The following is a 16,507-nucleotide window of genomic DNA, read 5'->3' as shown; positions in this document are numbered from 1 at the left end:
CCAGCGGAACTAACGCCCCACGGCGACGTCCTGGCCGCTCAGGGCCGCACCGCACGTGCCGCAGAGCAGCCGGGGCAGGAACCAGCGCTCGCACGACCGGTGCCGATAGACCAGCGCGGGACCCTCGGGGGCGCGGAACCAGCGCTGGCCCCAGGCGATCGCGGTCACCACGACGGGGAAGAAGCCCCGCCCCTTGTCGGTCAGGTGGTAGGTCGTCCAGTCGGCCCGGTCGCGTGAGGGGACCTGCTCGAAGATGCCCAGCTCACAGAAGACCCGCAGCCGGTCGGCGACGATCGCCGGTGGCGCGCCCAGGCGCTGTTCGAAGTCGCGGAAACGGTGCAGGCCCTGGAACGCCCCGCCGAGGATCGCCGACGACCAGCGGTTCCCGATGAGGCTCATCGTCTGGGGGAACAGCCCCGCCTCGGCGGAGGTGCCGCGCCGCCGGGTCGCGCCGGCGGGCACCGAGCGCTCCCACGAGCCGGAGGGGCCGAAGACCCCGGAGACGTCGCGGGGTAGGACCGCCTCCGAGCAGGCCTGGCAGGCCAGGACGGGGCGGAACTCCGAGCCGCAGGCGCGGTGGGTCATCACGGGCAGCGACTCGGCGTGTTCGGGCACCCACGCCGACTCCCACGCCCAGACCGTGAGCAGGACCGGCCACAGGTCGCGGCCCCGCTTGGTCAGCACGTATTCACACCGGTCCCCGGCGTAGCGGACCCGGTCGAAGACGCCCATCGCGGTGAGGTGGGCCAGCCGGGCGGTCAGGACCGCGTGGGAGATCGGCAGCGCCGCGCGCCACTCGGCGTAGCGCCGGACCCCCATCACGGCGTGCCGGAGGATGAGGAGGTTCCACTCGTCGCCGACCAGGCCGAGGGTCACCCCCACCGCGTTCGTGCCCCCCGGTTCGAGGAGGGTCGGCGAGTCAGCCAAGCCCGATGGCCTGTTCGGGCGCGTCGGCGGTGCGCCAGCCGGGGATGGAGTCGCCGGCGGCCCAGGTGGCGTGGGTGCCGCTGGAGATCCGCTCGGGGAGGCGGATCCGGGCCAGCGGGCCGTCGGACACCCGGGCGGCGTCGAAGATCAGGCATTCGGACCGGTCGTGGTTCATGTCCGTCGTCAGGGTGATGAGGTAGCCGTCGTCCTCGGCGGCGGAGCCGGTGCGGGGGGCCATGGCGGGCTCGCTGCCGTAGACGTTCTCCGGCAGTTTGTACGTCTCCTCCTTGCCCGTCAGCAGGTCGTGTCTGGTCAGGCCGTCGAACAGGAACCAGCCCTCGACGCCGGTCGCCGCGTAGGCGTAGCGGTAGCCGACGCCGCCGAACCCGGAGTTGAGCACGCCGAACTCGGTGATGGAGTCGGTCAGCCGTTCCTCGCGGCAGGCGCCGGTCTTCAGGTCGAGCCGCCAGCGGTGCAGCTTCGTCTTCATGCGGTCGAGGGCGAGGAAGCGGAAAATGCGCTGGTAGTAGCTGCCGTCGCCGATGTCCTTCGGCTCGGGGTCCTCCTGGAAGAAGCCGTCGAGCACGATCTCGTCGCCCTCCTCGTAGGCGTTGACCCAGTGCAGGACGTAGGTGGAGGCGGCCTCGAACCACCGGACCGCCGAACCGTTCCTCGGGATGACGCCGATGCGGAGCGGGATCTCGGGGTGGAAGCGGGCGGCGTACTTGCCCCGGGCCAGCAGCGCCGGGTCCCAGAACATGGGGCAGTCGTTGAGGATGGCGTAGTTCTCGGTGAACGCCATGTCGTGGGGCAGCCGCGGGCCGGGCAGCGGGACGTCGACGTAGTGGGTCAGGCGGTTGTCGGCGGAGACCACGCCGTAGTGCATGTAGGGCTCGTCGGTGCCGTAGTTGAAGAACAGCAGCTCCCCGGTGCGCGGGTCGACCTTCGTGTGGGCCGACACCCCGCAGGCATAGGGGAAGTCGCCGTTCCAGGTGGTCTTGCCCAGCGTCTCCAGGGTGAGCGGGTCGAGCCGGTAGAGGTCGCCGCACTGGTAGAAGCTGGTCAGCGCCACCCCGGCGTGCACGACGACGTCGGTCGACGACGCGTCCTTGAGACCGCCGCGCGCGCCCCAGCCGTCGCGGAGCGACAGCGAGGGGCGCTCGGCCAGGCCCGCCCACAAGGGTTTTCCCGCCTCGGCCTCGGCCAGGAAGCCGTCGGTCCGGACGAAGCGGTTGCGGTAGAACGCCTTGCCGTCGCGGAAGCCGATCACGTGGATCATGCCGTCGCCGTCGAACGGGTGGTAGCGCTCGATGGCCGGATGGACGGGGTTCTCGGTGTTGCGCAGGTAGACCCCGTCGAGGTCGGCCGGGATCTCGCCGGTCACGTCGAGGTCGTCGGCCCGCCACTCGGTCGTCTGGGGACGCCACGGTCCGGTCCGGTAGGGGTGGTCGTCATCCTCCGGAAGGGTCGACAGGACCCGTGCGACGACGTCGACGTCCATGGCTACTCCCCTGTTCCGATCACGAAGCTGACGGTCGTGGTGGTGCTGCCGCCGATGTTGAGCGTGCCGAAGCGGCGGGCCCCCTCGACCTGACCCGCCCCCGCGCGTCCCGACACCTGCTTACACGCATCGAGCACCATCCGTACGCCGGTTGCGCCGACCGGGTGGCCGCCGCCGATCAGGCCGCCGCTCGGATTGACCGGGATACGCCCCCCGATCGCCAGATCGCCGTTCTCGACGGCCTTCCAGCTCTCGCCCGGCTCGGTGATGCCGAAGTGGTCGATCGCGGCGTACTCCGACATGGTGAAGCAGTCGTGGGTCTCGATGCCGTCGATCCCCTCCAGAGAGACCCCGGCGCGGGTGAAGGCGTCGGTGATCGCGCGGCGGACGTGCGGCAGGACGTAGCGGTCGCCGGCGCTGCGGGCCAGCTTCCGGTCCAGCGGCAGGCCGACCGTGCGGTGGCCCCAGCCGAGGATCCGGGCCATCGCCCGCCGTCTCATGAACCGTCTGCCGGCCAGGACCACGCCCGCGCCGCCGTCGGTGATCTGGGAGCAGTCGGTCCGGCGGACCCGGCCCTCGACGACCGGGTTGGCGGCGTCGTCGGCCTCGAAGCTCTCCGGGGTGAAGGTCCACTTCCGGGTCTGGGCGAGGGGGTTGGCCTTGGCGTTGGCGAAGTTCAGCCGGGCGATCTCGCGCAGGTGGGCCTCGTCGAGGCCGTAGCGGCGGTCGTACTCGTCGGTGAGGGCGCTGAACATGTGCGGCCACATGAACTTGGCGTCCCGGCCCTCGTGGCCGACCCAGGCGGCGGCGCCCAGGTGGCCGGCGGCGTCGTCGCCGGGGACGGTGCGTTCGAGCTCCAGGCCGAGGACCAGGGCGCAGTCGTACCGGCCCGACTCGATGTCGGCCATCGCCGCGAGGAGGGCCACGCCGCCGGAGGCGCAGGCGGCCTCGTGGCGGGTGGCGGGGACGTCCCAGAGCTCGGGCACGACCGTGGCGGGCATGCCGCCGAGCTGGCCCTGGCCGGTGAACAGCTGGCCGAAGGCGTTGCCGACGTGGATCACCCCGACGTCGGCGGGGGCGATCCCGGCGTCGTCCAGGGTGCCCCGCACGACCTCCTCGGTGAGATCGGCGAAGTCGAGGCCCTCGCGGGACCAGTTGCGGGCGAAGTCGGTCTGGTGGCCACCCAGGACCCATACGGCTTCCGGCATACTTTCGTACTACAACAGACAGAGTTAGAGTGCAAACGTGTCCGACGTCTACGTCCTCGACTATGTCCGCACCCCGCGCGCCAAGGGGTCGCCCAAGGGCTCCCTCCACCACCGGAGCCCGGTCGACCTGGTCGCCGATCTCCAGAGGGCCCTCGTCGCCAGGGGGCTCGACCCCGCCGCCGTCGGCGACGTGATCGTCGGGTCGGCCTCGCAGGTCGACGAGCAGGGCGGCAACCTGGCCAGGGTCGCGACCCTGGCCGCCGGATGGGGCGATGGGGTCCCCGGGGGCACGGTCAACCGCTTCTGCGCCAGCGGGATCGACGCGGTGGCGCAGGTGGCGGCGCGCGTCCGCACCGGGGAGTTGGACCTCGCGGTGGCGGGGGGCGTCGAGAGCGTGTCCCGGGTGCCCATGTTCAGCGACCGCGCGCCCCTCTGGACCGACCCGGGTTCGATCCACATGGGCGTCGCCGCCGATCTGAACGCGAGCATCGACGGGTTCACCCGCGAGCAGCTCGACGCCTACGCCGTCGAGACCCACGCGAAGGCGGCGCGGGCCTGGGACCGGGGCGACTACGCCGCCTCGGTGATCCCGGCGACCCGCGCCGACGGGTCGGTCTTCGACCGCGACGAGCTGATCAGGCCCGGCACCTCGATGGAGTCGCTCGCCGCGCTCCCGCCCGCCTTCGCCGACCCGGCGCAGGACGCCGTCGCGCTCAAGGCCCACCCAGAGGTCGGCGCGATCGACCACCACCACACGGTCGGCTCCTCCCCCGCGCTGGCCGACGGGGCGGCGCTGCTCGTGCTCGGCACCCGCCCCGGCAGGGCCAGGATCGTCGCGTCCGCCACCGCCGCCGTCGACCCGGTGATCATGCTGACCGCCGGGCAGGCCGCCATCGAGAAGGTGCTGGCCAGGGCCGGGCTCTCGCCTGACGACGTCGACGTGTACGAGTTCGCCGAGGCCTTCTCCGCCCTGTGCCTGCGGCTGCGGCGCGACCTCGGGCCGGGCCCCGACCGGCTCAACCCCGGCGGCGGCACGATCGCGATGGGCCACGCCTTCGGCGCGACCGGGGCGATCATGGTCGGGCAGTGCGTCGACGATCTGGAGCGCCTCGGCGGGCGCTACGGCGTCGCGGCGGTCAGCGGAGCCGCCGGGCTCGGGGTGGCAGTCCTCATCGAAAGGGTAGACGGGTCATTGTGATCTGGATCAATCTGGCCGCGACCCTCATAGCCGTCGCGCTGACCATGGCGGCCACCATGGCCTACGCACTGCGCACGGACAACCAGTCGATCGTCGACTCGGTGTGGGGCATCGGGTTCGTCGTCATCGCCGTCGTCTCCTTCGTGCTCTCCCTCGTCATCGCCGACGGCAACCTCGTGCGGGCGACGCTCGCGCTGCTGCTCACCGCCATCTGGGGGGTGCGGCTCGGCGCGTACATCCACAACCGCAACCGCGGCAAGGGCGAGGACCCCCGGTACGCCGCCATGCTGCGCCAGAACCAGGGGCCGGTCGCCCCGTTCGTGCTGAGGAAGATCTATCTTCCGCAGGGCGCGGTGATGTGGTTCGTGTCCCTGCCGGTGCAGATCGCGATGTACCAGGCCGAGCCGCTGAACGCCCTCACCTGGATCGGGGTGGCGTTCTGGATCGTCGGGTTCGCCTTTGAGGCGATCGGGGACGCCCAGCTCGCCGCGTTCAAGGCCGACCCGGCCAACAAGGGCCGCGTCATGGACCGGGGGCTGTGGGCGTGGACCCGGCATCCCAACTACTTCGGTGACGCGGCCGTGTGGTGGGGGCTCTTCTTCATCTCCGTCGGCAACCCGTGGGCGCTGCTCACTGTCGTCTGCCCGGTGCTGATGACGTACCTGCTGATCTCCAAGAGCGGGAAGGCGCTGACGGAGAAGCGCATGGCGAAGAGCAAGGGCCAGGAGTTCGTCGACTACGTGTCGCGGACCAGCGGGTTCTTCCCGATGCCGCCGCGTCAGCGGTCGTAGGCCCACATGTGGAAGTGGGTCAGCGCCCGGAATCCCATCTTCTCGTAGACGGGCAGGCCGAGGTCGCTGGCCAGCAGCATGGCCGAGGCGGCGGGGTCGGCGCAGGAGGCGGCGAACGTGACGGCGGCGGCGAACCCCCGGCCCCGCGCCTCCGGGGCCACCGAGACGTAGTTGACCTCGGTCAGGCCGTCGTGGGTGTACGCCGCCGAGGTCGCCACCGGCAGCCCGTCGAGCCGGCCGAGGAACAGCCGCCAGCCGGTGGCGTGGATGTCCCCGCCGAACAGGCGGCCGGGCTGCCAGCCCGCCCGGTCGAGCGGGTAAGACCGGGCCAGGGTCGCCTCGAACTCGGCCGGGTCTCCGGTGACCTCCTCGACGTGGTGCGGCAGCCTCGGCGGGTCGGCCGGCTCGCGGATCATCAGCGGCGGTCGCCCGTCCGATCGCCAGGGCCCGACCGGCTCGGGCAGCGGCCAGCCGCCCCAGAAGTAGAACAGGCCGGGGCCCTCGTGGAGGTCGGCGAAGTCCAGCGCCTCGGCCGCGAGGCGACCCACGTCCTGCGGCTCCCGCAGCAGCGTCGCCCCGTTGGCGAACCCGGCCGCTCCCCCGAAGTCGGCCAGCCACATGTCGTCGGTCCGCGACACCTTGCCGCCCTGGAGGGCGACGTGGGCGTCGGCGGAGGCGGCGAGGAGGCGGGCGTACCGGGTGAGCATGTCGGTCATATGGGACATCTTGCCTCAGGCGGACCGTTGCTCGGCGATCCGCTGACGGATGGCGGACACGTCCGTGTGGTACGGCAGCGCCTCCAGGATGTCGCAGCACCGGTCGGCCGCGTTCAGCCATTCGAGCGCGAACTCGGCCACGAACCGCTCGTAGAACAGCGCCAGCCCGGCACCGGCGAGCAGGAACTTCTCCCGGTCGTCCGGCCGGGGCTCCTCGACGGCCCCGCGCAGGTGGCGGGCGGCCTCGGTCAGGTGTTCCGGCTCCCGCTCGACCCTGGCCCGGCAGAGGGCGGCGCACGCCACGGTCAGGTCGTCGCGGCTGCCCCAGGGCAGGACGACCGCCAGGCGGCTCAGGTCGGCGGGGAAGTCGATCGTCAGGTGGCGGCACATCGCCGACGTCACCAGGATCATCGCGTGGACGTGCTCGGGGTCGCCCGGCTTGCTCCGCTCCATCAGCTCGACCAGCAGATCGACGCCTTCGGCGAGGTCGCCGGCGTCGTCGGAGAGGGTGGTCAGCAGGTTCCCCAGGGCCAGCAGGACGGGGCCCCGCATGAGGCTCGGCGGGGCCGCGACGGCCGCGCGCAGGATCGATAATCGGCGGCCCTCGGGGGTTCCCGGGTCGTGGGCGGTGAGGCAGGCGTACAGGGTGGCGAGCATCTCGGCGTGCTCGCGGTCCGCCGGGCGGGCCGCGCCCACCGCCTCCACCGCTCCCCGCACGTCACCGGTGGCCAGGGCGACCGACCCCAGCAGGAGCAGGGTGTGGGCGTCGTCGGGGTCGTGGCGGGCCGCGGCCAGCAGGTGCTCGCGGGCCGCGGCCAGGTCCGGTGAGCTGCGCCGGGACAGCAGGGCCGCGTCGACGAACGAGATGCCCAGGCCCGGGATCGCCCGGTCGAGCAGCAGCTCCCCGGCGCGGGAGCGGGCCGTCGCGGCGGCCCGGACGAGGTGGGCGGGAGGTGCGGTCCCCGCCGCCCGCAGCCGTTCCTCGATGGATGCGGCGCCCCGGAGGGCACTGACGACGTCCTCGCCCGGCTCAGTCATACCGCCCTAAATTACCGGTGTTCGACCAGATTGGCCTGGCGTGGACGCGGAGTGGCGCTACTGAGCACGCTCCACGCCGACCGGCCCACCGCCGCGCTGACCGCGCGGAGCGCGGCCGTGGTCGCGTCGAGCTCCACCCCGGCGCCCCAGACCTCGTGCTCGCCCACCTGGCAGTGCGCGTAGACGGCGACCCGGCCCGTGGCGGCGGCCTCGGCGGCGGTCCACTCGACCGCCCGCACCTCCACGCCCCGTGCGGACAGCTCCGCGCGCAGCGCCGCGACCTGGTCGGACCGGCCGCCGCTCATGTCGAACTCGCCCGCGTCCAGGTGCAGCTCCGCCGAGACCAGGCCCGGCGCGAACGCCAGCGGGACGGGCAGCGAGGAGGTGTAGATGCGGTAGAACAGGTCGCCGACCCGCTGCGGGGAGATCTCGCCGCCCTCGGCGTCGGTGTAGCGCTGCACCGCGCGGGCGAAGTCGATCCGCAGGCCGCGCGGGATGTTCAGGTGGTGCCACGCGCCCAGGACGTAGGCGACCCCGTTCTTGCCCGACTGGCTGTTGATGCGCACCACCGCCTCGTAGGTGCGGCCCACGTCGGCCGGGTCGACCGGCAGGTAGGGCACCCGCCAGGGCAGCTCCTCGGGGTCGGCGCCGGCCTCGTGGGCCTGCCGGGCGAGGGCGTCGAAGCCTTTCTTGATGGCGTCCTGGTGGGACCCGGAGAAGGCGGTGAAGACGAGGTCCCCGCCGTAGGGGTGGCGCGGGTGCACGGGGATGCCGTTGCACTGCTCGACCGTGCGCCGGACCCGGCCCAGGTCGGAGAAGTCGACGCCGGGGTCGACGCCGTGGCTGTACATGTTCATGCCGAGGGTGACCAGGTCGACGTTGCCGGCCCGCTCGCCGTTGCCGAACAGGCAGCCCTCCACCCGCTGCGCGCCCGCCATCAGCGCCAGCTCGGCCGAGGCGACCCCCGTCCCCCGGTCGTTGTGGGGGTGGACGGACAGGCAGACGTGCTCGCGGCGCGACAGGTTGCGGTGCAGGTACTCGATCTGGTCGGCGAACGCGTTGGGGGTGTCGCGCTCAACCGTGGTCGGGAAGTTGAGGATGATCTCCCGGCCGGGGCCGGGCTCCCAGACGTCCATGACGGCCTCGCAGACCTCCAGGGAGAAGTCGAGCTCGGTGTCGTTGAACAGCTCCGGGGAGTACTGGAAGCCGAGGTCGGTGCCGGTCAGCATCTCGTCGGCGTACTTCATCATCAGGCGGGCGGCCCGGACCGCCATCTCCTTGCACTCGTCGCGCGTCAGCCCGAACACCAGGTCGCGGAACTGCGGGGAGGTCGCGTTGTAGATGTGCACGGTGGCGCGCGGCGCGCCCTGGAGCGCCTCGACGGTCCGCCGGATCAGCTCGTCGCGGGCCTGGGTGAGCACCGAGATCCGGACGTCGCCGGGGATCCGCTCGTGCTCGATGAGATGGCGCAGGAAGTCGTGGTCGTCCTGCGAGGCGACCGGGAAGCCGACCTCGATCTCCTTGTAGCCCATGCCGACGAGGAGGTCGAACATGGCCCGTTTGCGGACCGGGTCCATCGGCGTCGCCAGGGACTGGTTGCCGTCGCGGAGGTCGGTCGACAACCAGCGCGGCGCGTGGGTGATGCGGTTGTCGGGCCAGGTGCGGCCCGGGAGTGAAACGGATGCGGGTGGTTCGTAGCGCCGCACCCCTCTGCTGTTGTGGCTCACGGCGGATCCCTAGTTGTCGGTCCCGAAGTAGATGGAATACGAGTGGGGCGAAAGGGTGACCTGGATCCGATAGGAGTCGGACTCGTCGGCAATCCGGAACATCACGGTGATCTCCGGATAGGCCGCGCTCAGCCCGAGGCCGACGAAATAGTGGTCACTGTCGAACACGATTCGGTAGAGCCCGCGTTCGAAATGATCGGCCGCCCATTCGGCGATGCAGCCGTCCGCGTCGGTCTCCGCCGTCCCCAGACGGCGCCAGCCGAGGTCGACGGCCTGCTCCAGCCGGGCGCGCACGCCGGCGGCCGACCGGCCGTAAACGCTGTCCAGCGCTTGCGACGTGATGCTCATGTCCGGAACGCCCACTCTCCAGGCCCGCGAGCCCGCGCGGGCCGCTGTGCTGATTTCGGTTGCAGACCGAGGGTGACAACGGCCGCTATCGATCCCCTTTCCATCCGCTATTCGACGGCGCCGGCCACCGATAAAGGTGGTGGATGGAGGCCCGAGAGCGAACCGATAACGAGCGGATGGCGGCCTTTCCTAGGTTGAGGACACACCGAGAGAGCGACGGGAAAACAAAACCGGTCAGCAATTCTCGGGTGAGGGAAAGCGCCCCAGGAATACGACCCCGAAGGAAAATCCCATGCAGATCCTCCGCCCCGGAGCCACCGTCCGCCTCATCGCCTCCACGCTCATCGCCCTCGGCGGGCTGACCGCCGGGACCGCCGTGCTCTCCGCGCAGCCGGTCTTCGCCGACGACGTCCCAGCCGCCTCGCCGAGCCCGCTGCCCACACTCACCCCGCCGGCGCCCAAGCCCACGGGCGGCGCGACGGAGGACACCCCCTGGGACTAATCTCGGCACGTACTTCCTGCTGCGCGGCCCGGGTGGCCGCCGAGGCCACCGGAAACGAGCGGCCGGAGACGGGGGTCTCCGGCCGTTCCGCATTGCGAGATACCGGGCGGTAACCAATGTCTGCATATACGCGACCAATGTCGCATGACAACTATGTTACCGTTACAATAACTCGACAAAACCGGCCTAAATAGGCCAAGTTGCGCTGGATCACAATCTGCACAAGATGTATGATCTGGGTCCAGAATGACACAAAGCGTCACAGCAGCTCACTCCCATTCAATTTTCAACTGACGGGTAACTCCGTCATGCGGGACGCCGCGCCCGCGGGCGAGAGACTGCTGGATCTCTGCAGGGGGCTGCGAGGTGGAGTTCCGCGTTCTCGGACCGCTCGAGGTGGTCGACGGAGACGACCGCTTGGACCTGGGAAGCAACCGGCAGCAGACCGTCCTTGCCGTATTGCTGCTCGAACCCAACCGAGGAGTGACCATCGGCCGGCTGGTCGAGGCGGTCTACGGCGACAACCCGCCGAACACCAGCAGGTCACAGGTGCAGATCTGCATCTCGGCGATGCGCCGCCTGTTCGCCAAGCACGGCGAGCCGGGCATCATCACCACCCAGTCGACCGCCTACGCGCTCAAGGCCGACCTGGAGTCCATCGACTCGCACCGTTTCCAACGGCTGACCGCCGAGGCCCGCCGGGCCCGGGAGAGCGGCGAGTTCGAGGACGCCGTCCGCGTCTACCGCGAGGCCCTGGCGCTGTGGCGCGGGCCCGCGCTGGAGGGCATCGAGAGCCGGTTCGTGCAGTCGTCGGCCGGACGCCTGGCGGAGAACCGCATCACCGCCAACGAGGACTGCCTCCAGCTCGAACTCGACCTGGGCAACCACCATGAACTGGTCAGCGAACTGACCACGCTCGTCGACGAATATCCGCTGCGCGAGCGGTTACGCGGCCAGCTCATGGTCGCCCTCTACCGCTCCGGCCGGCAGGTCGAGGCCCTCCAGGTCTACCGCACGGCCCGCCGCACGATGATCGAAGAGCTCGGGATCGAGCCGAACGAGCAGTTGCAGCAGCTCGAGTACGCCATCCTCACCTCCGACGACCGCCTCGCCGCCCCGCCGGCCGCGACGCGCCCCGCGCTGGTCGTGGACCCGCCGCCGGCCGCCGTCCCGCAGCCGAACCCGCCGCCCGCTCCCCCGCAGGCCCCCGCGGTCAGCGTGCCCCGGCTGCTGCCGACCGACATCGCCGACTTCACCGGCCGCTCCAAACAGGTCGAGGAGATCCGCCAGCACCTCCTGCTCGCCGCCGAGGACCGGACCCGGTACGCGGTCCCCATCATCGGCATCATCGGCAAGGCCGGGACCGGCAAGTCGACCATCGCGGTGCACTCCGCCCACGGCATCGCCGACCTCTACGCCGACGGCCAGCTCTACGCCGACCTGCACGGCGGCGCGTCCCGGCCGATCAGCCCCATGCACGTCCTCGAACGCTTCCTGCGCGCCCTCGGCGTGGCCGGCAACGCGATCCCCGAGAGCCTCGACGAACGCGCCGAGATGTACCGCGGCCTGCTGGCCGACCGCCGCATGCTGGTCGTGCTCGACGACGCCTACAGCGAGGGACAGGTGACGCCGCTGCTGCCCGGCGAGTCCCGCTGCGCGGTCGTCGTCACCAGCCGCGGGCGGCTCGCGGGCCTGCCCGGCACCGTCCACGTCGAGGTCGACGTGTTCGACCTCCAGCAGTCGATCGAGCTGCTGTCGCGGATCGCCGGCGCCGACCGGGTGCAGGCCGAGATGGAGTCGGCCGCCCAGCTCGCCGAGCTGTGCGGCAAGCTCCCGCTGGCGCTGCGCATCGCTGGCGCGCGGCTGTCGGCCCGGCCCCACTGGAGCATCGAGCAGCTGGCCGGGCGGCTGGAGGACGAGACCCGCCGCCTCGACGAGCTCAAGCACGGCGAGATGGGCATCCGGGCCAGCATCTCGCTGACCTACGAGAGCACCCCCGACGACGCCAGGAGACTGTTCCGCCGCCTGGCCATCCTGGACTTCTCGGTGTTCTCCGCCTGGGTCAGCGCCGCGTTGCTCGACCGCCCCCTCTACGAGACGCAGGACCTGCTCGACGACCTCGCCGACGCGCAGCTCATCGAGACGACCGGCATCGGCCACGGCGTGCACAGCCAGTACCGCTTCCACGACCTCATAAGGGTGTTCGCCCGGGAGCGGCTGGCCGCGGAGGAGACGGCGGCCGAGCGGCGGGCCGCGCTCGGCCGGGTCCTGGGCGGTTTGCTGTTCCTCGCCGAGGCCGCCCACCGCAACGAGTACGGCGACGACCACTCCCAGATCCACAGCGGCGCGACCCGCTGGCCGCTGCCGGACAAGCTCGTCTCCCAGCTCGTCAGCGCCCCCCTGAACTGGTACGAACGCGAACGCCTCACCCTGGTCGCGGGCATCCGCCAGGCCGCCCAGGCCGGGTTCGCCGAGCTGTCGTGGGACCTGGCCATCAGCGCGGTCACCCTGTTCGAGTCGCGCGCCTACTTCGACGACTGGCGCGACACCCACGAGATCGCCCTCGCGGCCTCCCGGACCGCCGACGACGTGCGCGGGCAGGCCGCGATGCTCTACTCGCTGAGCTCGCTGCACATCACCGAGCAGCGCTACTCCGAGGCGCGGGCCAACCTCGACGCGGCGCTGACGCTGTTCGAGGACCTCCCGGACGACCTGGGCGTCGCCCTGGTGATCAGGAACCTCGCCCTGCTCGACCGCATGGTCGGCCGGTTCGACGAGGCCCGCGACTACTACGAGCGCGCCCTGGAGATCTTCCAGCGCACCGGCGACCGCATCGCGGCGGCGTACGTGATGAACAGCCTGGCGCAGCTCCGGCTGGAGCACGACGACCTGGAAGGCGCGCGCGCCCTGCTCGCCGACGCCCTGCGGCTGGCCAGGGAGGGCGGCAGCCGCCGGGTGGAAGCCCAGGTGCTGCACCGCACGGGCAGCACCCTCCTGCGGGCCGGCGACGCCGGGCAGGCGCAGGAGATCTTCGAGCAGGCGCTCACGGTCGTCCGCGAGATGGGCGACCGGACCGGCGAGGCGTACGCCCTCCAGGGGCTCGGCCTGGCCCGGCTGCGGACCGGCGCGCACGAGGCCGCCGACGCGGCGCTGCGGCAGGCCCTCGTGCTGGCCGCCACCACCAACCACCGCCTGGCCGAGGCCCGCATCAAGGTCGGCCTCGGCGAGCTCGCGCTGGCCCGCCGCCACCCCGAGGAGGGGCTGCCCCACCTGCGGGAGGCGCTGATGCTGTTCAACCGGATGAACGCCTCGATGCTGGAGGCCGAGGCGCTGTCGCTGGTGGCCGACGCCTACCAGGCGTCCGGCGATCCGGAGGCCGCGCGCGAGGCGCTCACCGAGGCGCTGGCGCTCTGCGACCGGATGGACTCCCCGGCGGGCCGCCAACTGTGCGAGAGGATCACCGAGCGGCTCAAGTCGGCCCGGCACACGTAACGGTGGTCGTAGGGGTTCTAGGGGGATGTGAGGGGCCGTCCGTGAAAGTCAGCATGAGAGGACCAGACAACCTCCATGAAGGAGCGTGCATCGTGCCGACCGCCACGCTGACCCGTCGCCCCGCCTTCACCGTGCTGCTGGAGGGCGGTCCCCGCCATCTGCCCCGCCGCGTCGAGGTGCCCCGCAAGACGGCCATGTCCGGCAAGGTCAAGGTGCCCAACGGCGCCGGCTGGGAGCACTTCGCGTACGTCCCCGGCGCCGGGCCCGACTGGGTGTTCCGGTGGGTCATGCGCACCTCGGTCGCCGAGTGAGCCCCTAGTGCCCTTAACGCCGGGCAGGCGACCCGAGACGCGGCCGGTGGGAGTTCTCCCACCGGCCACGCCTGTTTAGCGTGGTCATTGTGACGAGTACCAGGGGAAAATCATGATCGAGCAGATCCTGCCGCCGTTCGTGACGGCGGCCGACACCGTCGACGACCGGCTCGGCGGTCCGCTCTTCCCCGAGGAGGAGGCCGTCATCGCGGCCGCGGTCGACAAGCGCCGCCGCGAGTTCACCACCGCGCGCGCCTGCGCCCGCCTCGCCATGCGCAAGCTCGACCGCCCGCCGGCGCCCATCCTCCCCGGTGTGCGCGGCGAGCCCTTATGGCCGGGCGACCTGGTGGGCAGCATCACCCACTGCACGGGTTACCGGGGCGCGGTGGTCGGGCTCAACACGACCGTGGCCTCCATCGGCATCGACGCCGAGCCTGCCGAGGCGCTGCCGCCGGGCGTGCTGGAGGCCGTGGCGCTGCCCGAGGAGCGGCAGGCGATCCGCGCGCTGCGCCGCGCCCACCCCTCGATCCCGTGGGACCGGCTGCTGTTCTGCGCCAAGGAGTCGGTCTACAAGGCCTGGTACCCGCTGGCCAACTGCTGGCTGAACTTCGAGGACGCGGTCATCCACTTCGACCCGGCGCGCGGCACGTTCGGCGCCCGCCTGCTGGTCACCGGCCCCCGGGTCAACGGCCGCCGCATCAACGCCTTCGGCGGGCGCTGGCTCGCGGGCGAGGGCCTCCTCCTGACGGCCATCGTGGTCCCGCTCGCCGCACCCGCCGAGTCTGGCGCGAACTGACTAACCGATCTCGCAGATCACCGAACCGGCCGAGACGCTCTGCCCGACCGAGGAAGCGAGGCCCCTGATCACGCCCGGCTTGTGGGCGGTCAGGGGCTGCTCCATCTTCATGGCCTCCAGGACGACGATGGTGTCGCCCTGCGAGACCTCGGCGCCGTCGGCGGCCACGACCTTGACGATCGTGCCCTGCATCGGGCTGACCAGGGCGTCTCCCCCGGCCGCCGCCTTCGCCCCGCCCGCGCGCCGGTTCGGCCGGCGCACGGCCTGCTGCTGCGGCCCGCCCAGTCCCTTGGCGGACAGCGGCAGGACGACGTCGAGACGACGCCCGGCGACCTCGACGACGATCCGCTCACGCGGGCCGCGCGGCGGCACCTCGGCGGGGTCGCCCGCCGCGGGCATCCGGGCCGCGAACTCCGTCTCGATCCACCGGGTGTGCACCGCGAACGGCTCGTCGGCGAAGTCGGGGTCGGTCACCACGGCCCGGTGGAACGGCAGCACGGTCGGCAGGCCGTCGACGACCGTCTCGGCGAGCGCCCGCCGGGCCCGCCGCAGCGCCTGCGCCCGGGTCGCGCCGGTCACGACGAGCTTGGCCACCAGCGAGTCGAACGTCTCCGGCACGGTCTGGTTCTCCAGGTAGCCGGAGTCGAGCCGCACCCCGGGTCCCCCGGGCGCGCGCAGCGCCGTGATGTGGCCGGGCGTGGGCAGGAAGTTCGCCGCCGGGTTCTCGGCGTTGATCCGGAATTCGATCGAGTGACCCCGGGCGGGCGGGTCGTCGTAGCCGATCTCCTCTCCGGCCGCGACGCGGAACATCTCGCGGACCAGGTCGATGCCGGTGACCTCCTCGGTGACCGGGTGTTCCACCTGGAGCCGGGTGTTGACCTCCAGGAACGAGATGGTGCCGTCGGCCCCCACGAGGAACTCGCAGGTCCCGGCGCCCACGTAGCCGGCCTCCCGCAGGATGGCCTTGGAGCTGTCGTACAGGAGCCTGTTCTGGGCGTCGGTGAGGAACGGCGCGGGGGCCTCCTCGACGAGTTTCTGGTGGCGGCGCTGGAGCGAGCAGTCGCGGGTGGAGACCACGACGACGTTGCCGTGCCGGTCGGCCAGGCACTGCGTCTCGACGTGGCGCGGGCGGTCGAGGTAGCGCTCGACGAAGCACTCGCCCCGGCCGAACGCGGTCACCGCCTCCCGGACCGCCGAGTCGTAGAGGTCGGGGATCTCCTCCATGGTGCGGGCGACCTTGAGGCCGCGCCCGCCGCCTCCGTAGGCGGCCTTGATGGCGATGGGCAGGCCGTGGGCGGCGGCGAACTCCCGCACCTCCGCCGCGCCCTCGACCGGGTTCTCGGTGCCGGGCACCAGCGGCGCGCCGACGCGGAGGGCGATGTGCCGGGCGGCGACCTTGTCGCCCAGCGAGCGGATGGCGTGCGGGGGCGGCCCGATCCAGGTCAGGCCGGCGTGCAGGACCGCCTCGGCGAACGCGGCGTTCTCGGCGAGGAAGCCGTAACCGGGGTGGACGGCGTCGGCGCCGGACCGGATCGCGACTTCGATGATCTTGTCGATGGCGAGGTAGGTCTCGGCGGGCGTCTGGCCGCCGAGGGCGTAGGCGTGGTCGGCCAGGCGCACGTGCAGGGCGTCGGTGTCCTGCTCGGCGTAGACGGCGACGCTGGTCAGCCCCTCGTCGGCGCACGCGCGGACGATCCGCACCGCGATCTCGCCGCGGTTGGCGATCAGGATTCTGCTGAGCTTCATCGCGGCCTTCGCGGGACGGCCGGGGTGGCCCAGGAGCGCGCGGAACGGTGGCCCTGCGGCAACCATCGCGGCTCCGGGCGTCCTCCGGTGGCGGTCGGGGCAGGCTCGGCGACCAGGAGGAGGGCGCAGACCAGGGCGGCCAGTTCCTCTTCCGTGGGTTCGCCGCGCACGACTTCGATCTCGGGTGACATCGTTTCGGGTGACAT

Annotated in this window: 15 protein-coding genes; 6 read left to right on the top strand and 9 right to left on the bottom strand. The window is 71.9% G+C overall.

Going from position 1 to position 16,507, the window contains the following annotated elements; genetic code table 11:
• Positions 1-9: 9 nt before the first annotated feature.
• From AW270_RS00815 to AW270_RS00805, 3 genes are read right to left on the bottom strand one after another with little or no spacing between them, the layout of a single operon-like run.
• Positions 10-927: a winged helix-turn-helix transcriptional regulator gene (locus AW270_RS00815; RefSeq protein WP_061289158.1), complete on the bottom strand. Its 918-nt coding sequence runs from the start codon at positions 925-927 to the stop codon at positions 10-12.
• Positions 920-2,428, bottom strand: coding sequence for a carotenoid oxygenase family protein (locus AW270_RS00810; protein WP_061289155.1), 1,509 nt, complete (start codon positions 2,426-2,428; stop codon positions 920-922). Before AW270_RS00810 ends, AW270_RS00815 begins: the two co-directional genes overlap by 8 nt.
• Positions 2,429-2,430: 2 nt before the next feature.
• The gene (locus tag AW270_RS00805) at positions 2,431-3,636 is read right to left on the bottom strand and encodes an acetyl-CoA acetyltransferase (protein ID WP_061289152.1); all 1,206 of its coding nucleotides are present in this window, start codon (positions 3,634-3,636) and stop codon (positions 2,431-2,433) included.
• 37 nt (positions 3,637-3,673) lie between these two features.
• Between AW270_RS00805 and AW270_RS00800 the strand changes: the two genes are divergently transcribed.
• Both AW270_RS00800 and AW270_RS00795 read left to right on the top strand, forming a co-directional pair.
• Positions 3,674-4,834, top strand: coding sequence for an acetyl-CoA C-acyltransferase (locus AW270_RS00800; protein ID WP_061289149.1), 1,161 nt, complete (start codon positions 3,674-3,676; stop codon positions 4,832-4,834).
• Positions 4,831-5,625 carry a DUF1295 domain-containing protein gene (locus tag AW270_RS00795; protein WP_245674514.1) on the top strand — a complete coding sequence of 265 codons (795 nt, stop codon included), beginning with the start codon at positions 4,831-4,833 and terminating at the stop codon, positions 5,623-5,625. The genes AW270_RS00800 and AW270_RS00795 overlap by 4 nt, the downstream gene beginning before the upstream one ends.
• Here AW270_RS00795 and AW270_RS00790 read toward each other — a convergent pair.
• From AW270_RS00790 to AW270_RS00775, 4 genes are read right to left on the bottom strand one after another with little or no spacing between them, the layout of a single operon-like run.
• Complete coding sequence (locus AW270_RS00790) at positions 5,613-6,341, bottom strand: GNAT family N-acetyltransferase (protein WP_061289146.1); 729 nt, start codon at positions 6,339-6,341, stop codon at positions 5,613-5,615. The two genes, AW270_RS00795 and AW270_RS00790, sit on opposite strands and share 13 nt — an antisense overlap.
• A gap of 15 nt (positions 6,342-6,356) precedes the next feature.
• Positions 6,357-7,379 (bottom strand): tetratricopeptide repeat protein, encoded by a 1,023-nt coding sequence (locus AW270_RS00785; protein ID WP_061289143.1) that lies wholly within the window; start codon positions 7,377-7,379, stop codon positions 6,357-6,359.
• Between the two features lie 11 nt (positions 7,380-7,390).
• Positions 7,391-9,106 carry a 2-isopropylmalate synthase gene (locus AW270_RS00780; protein ID WP_061289140.1) on the bottom strand — a complete coding sequence of 572 codons (1,716 nt, stop codon included), beginning with the start codon at positions 9,104-9,106 and terminating at the stop codon, positions 7,391-7,393.
• A gap of 9 nt (positions 9,107-9,115) precedes the next feature.
• Positions 9,116-9,454: a hydroxyisourate hydrolase gene (locus AW270_RS00775; protein WP_061289137.1), complete on the bottom strand. Its 339-nt coding sequence runs from the start codon at positions 9,452-9,454 to the stop codon at positions 9,116-9,118.
• Between the two features lie 292 nt (positions 9,455-9,746).
• Between AW270_RS00775 and AW270_RS00770 the strand changes: the two genes are divergently transcribed.
• From AW270_RS00770 to AW270_RS00755, 4 genes are all read left to right on the top strand, one after another.
• Positions 9,747-9,956 (top strand): hypothetical protein, encoded by a 210-nt coding sequence (locus tag AW270_RS00770; RefSeq protein ID WP_061289134.1) that lies wholly within the window; start codon positions 9,747-9,749, stop codon positions 9,954-9,956.
• Positions 9,957-10,373: 417 nt separating this feature from the next.
• Positions 10,374-13,448: an AfsR/SARP family transcriptional regulator gene (locus tag AW270_RS00765; RefSeq protein ID WP_245674513.1), complete on the top strand. Its 3,075-nt coding sequence runs from the start codon at positions 10,374-10,376 to the stop codon at positions 13,446-13,448.
• 92 nt (positions 13,449-13,540) lie between these two features.
• Complete coding sequence (locus AW270_RS00760) at positions 13,541-13,759, top strand: DUF5988 family protein (protein ID WP_061289128.1); 219 nt, start codon at positions 13,541-13,543, stop codon at positions 13,757-13,759.
• A gap of 112 nt (positions 13,760-13,871) precedes the next feature.
• Complete coding sequence (locus AW270_RS00755; RefSeq protein ID WP_061289126.1) at positions 13,872-14,555, top strand: 4'-phosphopantetheinyl transferase family protein; 684 nt, start codon at positions 13,872-13,874, stop codon at positions 14,553-14,555.
• Here the strand turns inward: AW270_RS00755 and AW270_RS00750 are convergent, their stop codons facing one another.
• The gene (locus AW270_RS00750; protein ID WP_061289123.1) at positions 14,556-16,301 is read right to left on the bottom strand and encodes an acetyl/propionyl/methylcrotonyl-CoA carboxylase subunit alpha; all 1,746 of its coding nucleotides are present in this window, start codon (positions 16,299-16,301) and stop codon (positions 14,556-14,558) included.
• Positions 16,298-16,492 (bottom strand): acyl-CoA carboxylase epsilon subunit, encoded by a 195-nt coding sequence (locus AW270_RS42025; protein ID WP_369408970.1) that lies wholly within the window; start codon positions 16,490-16,492, stop codon positions 16,298-16,300. Before AW270_RS42025 ends, AW270_RS00750 begins: the two co-directional genes overlap by 4 nt.
• Between the last annotated feature and the right edge of the window lie 15 nt (positions 16,493-16,507).

The sequence above is a fragment of the Herbidospora cretacea genome, assembly GCF_001570605.1.
Taxonomy (GTDB): Bacteria; Actinomycetota; Actinomycetes; order Streptosporangiales; family Streptosporangiaceae; genus Herbidospora; species Herbidospora cretacea.
This window is presented reverse-complemented; position numbering and strand designations above follow the sequence as displayed.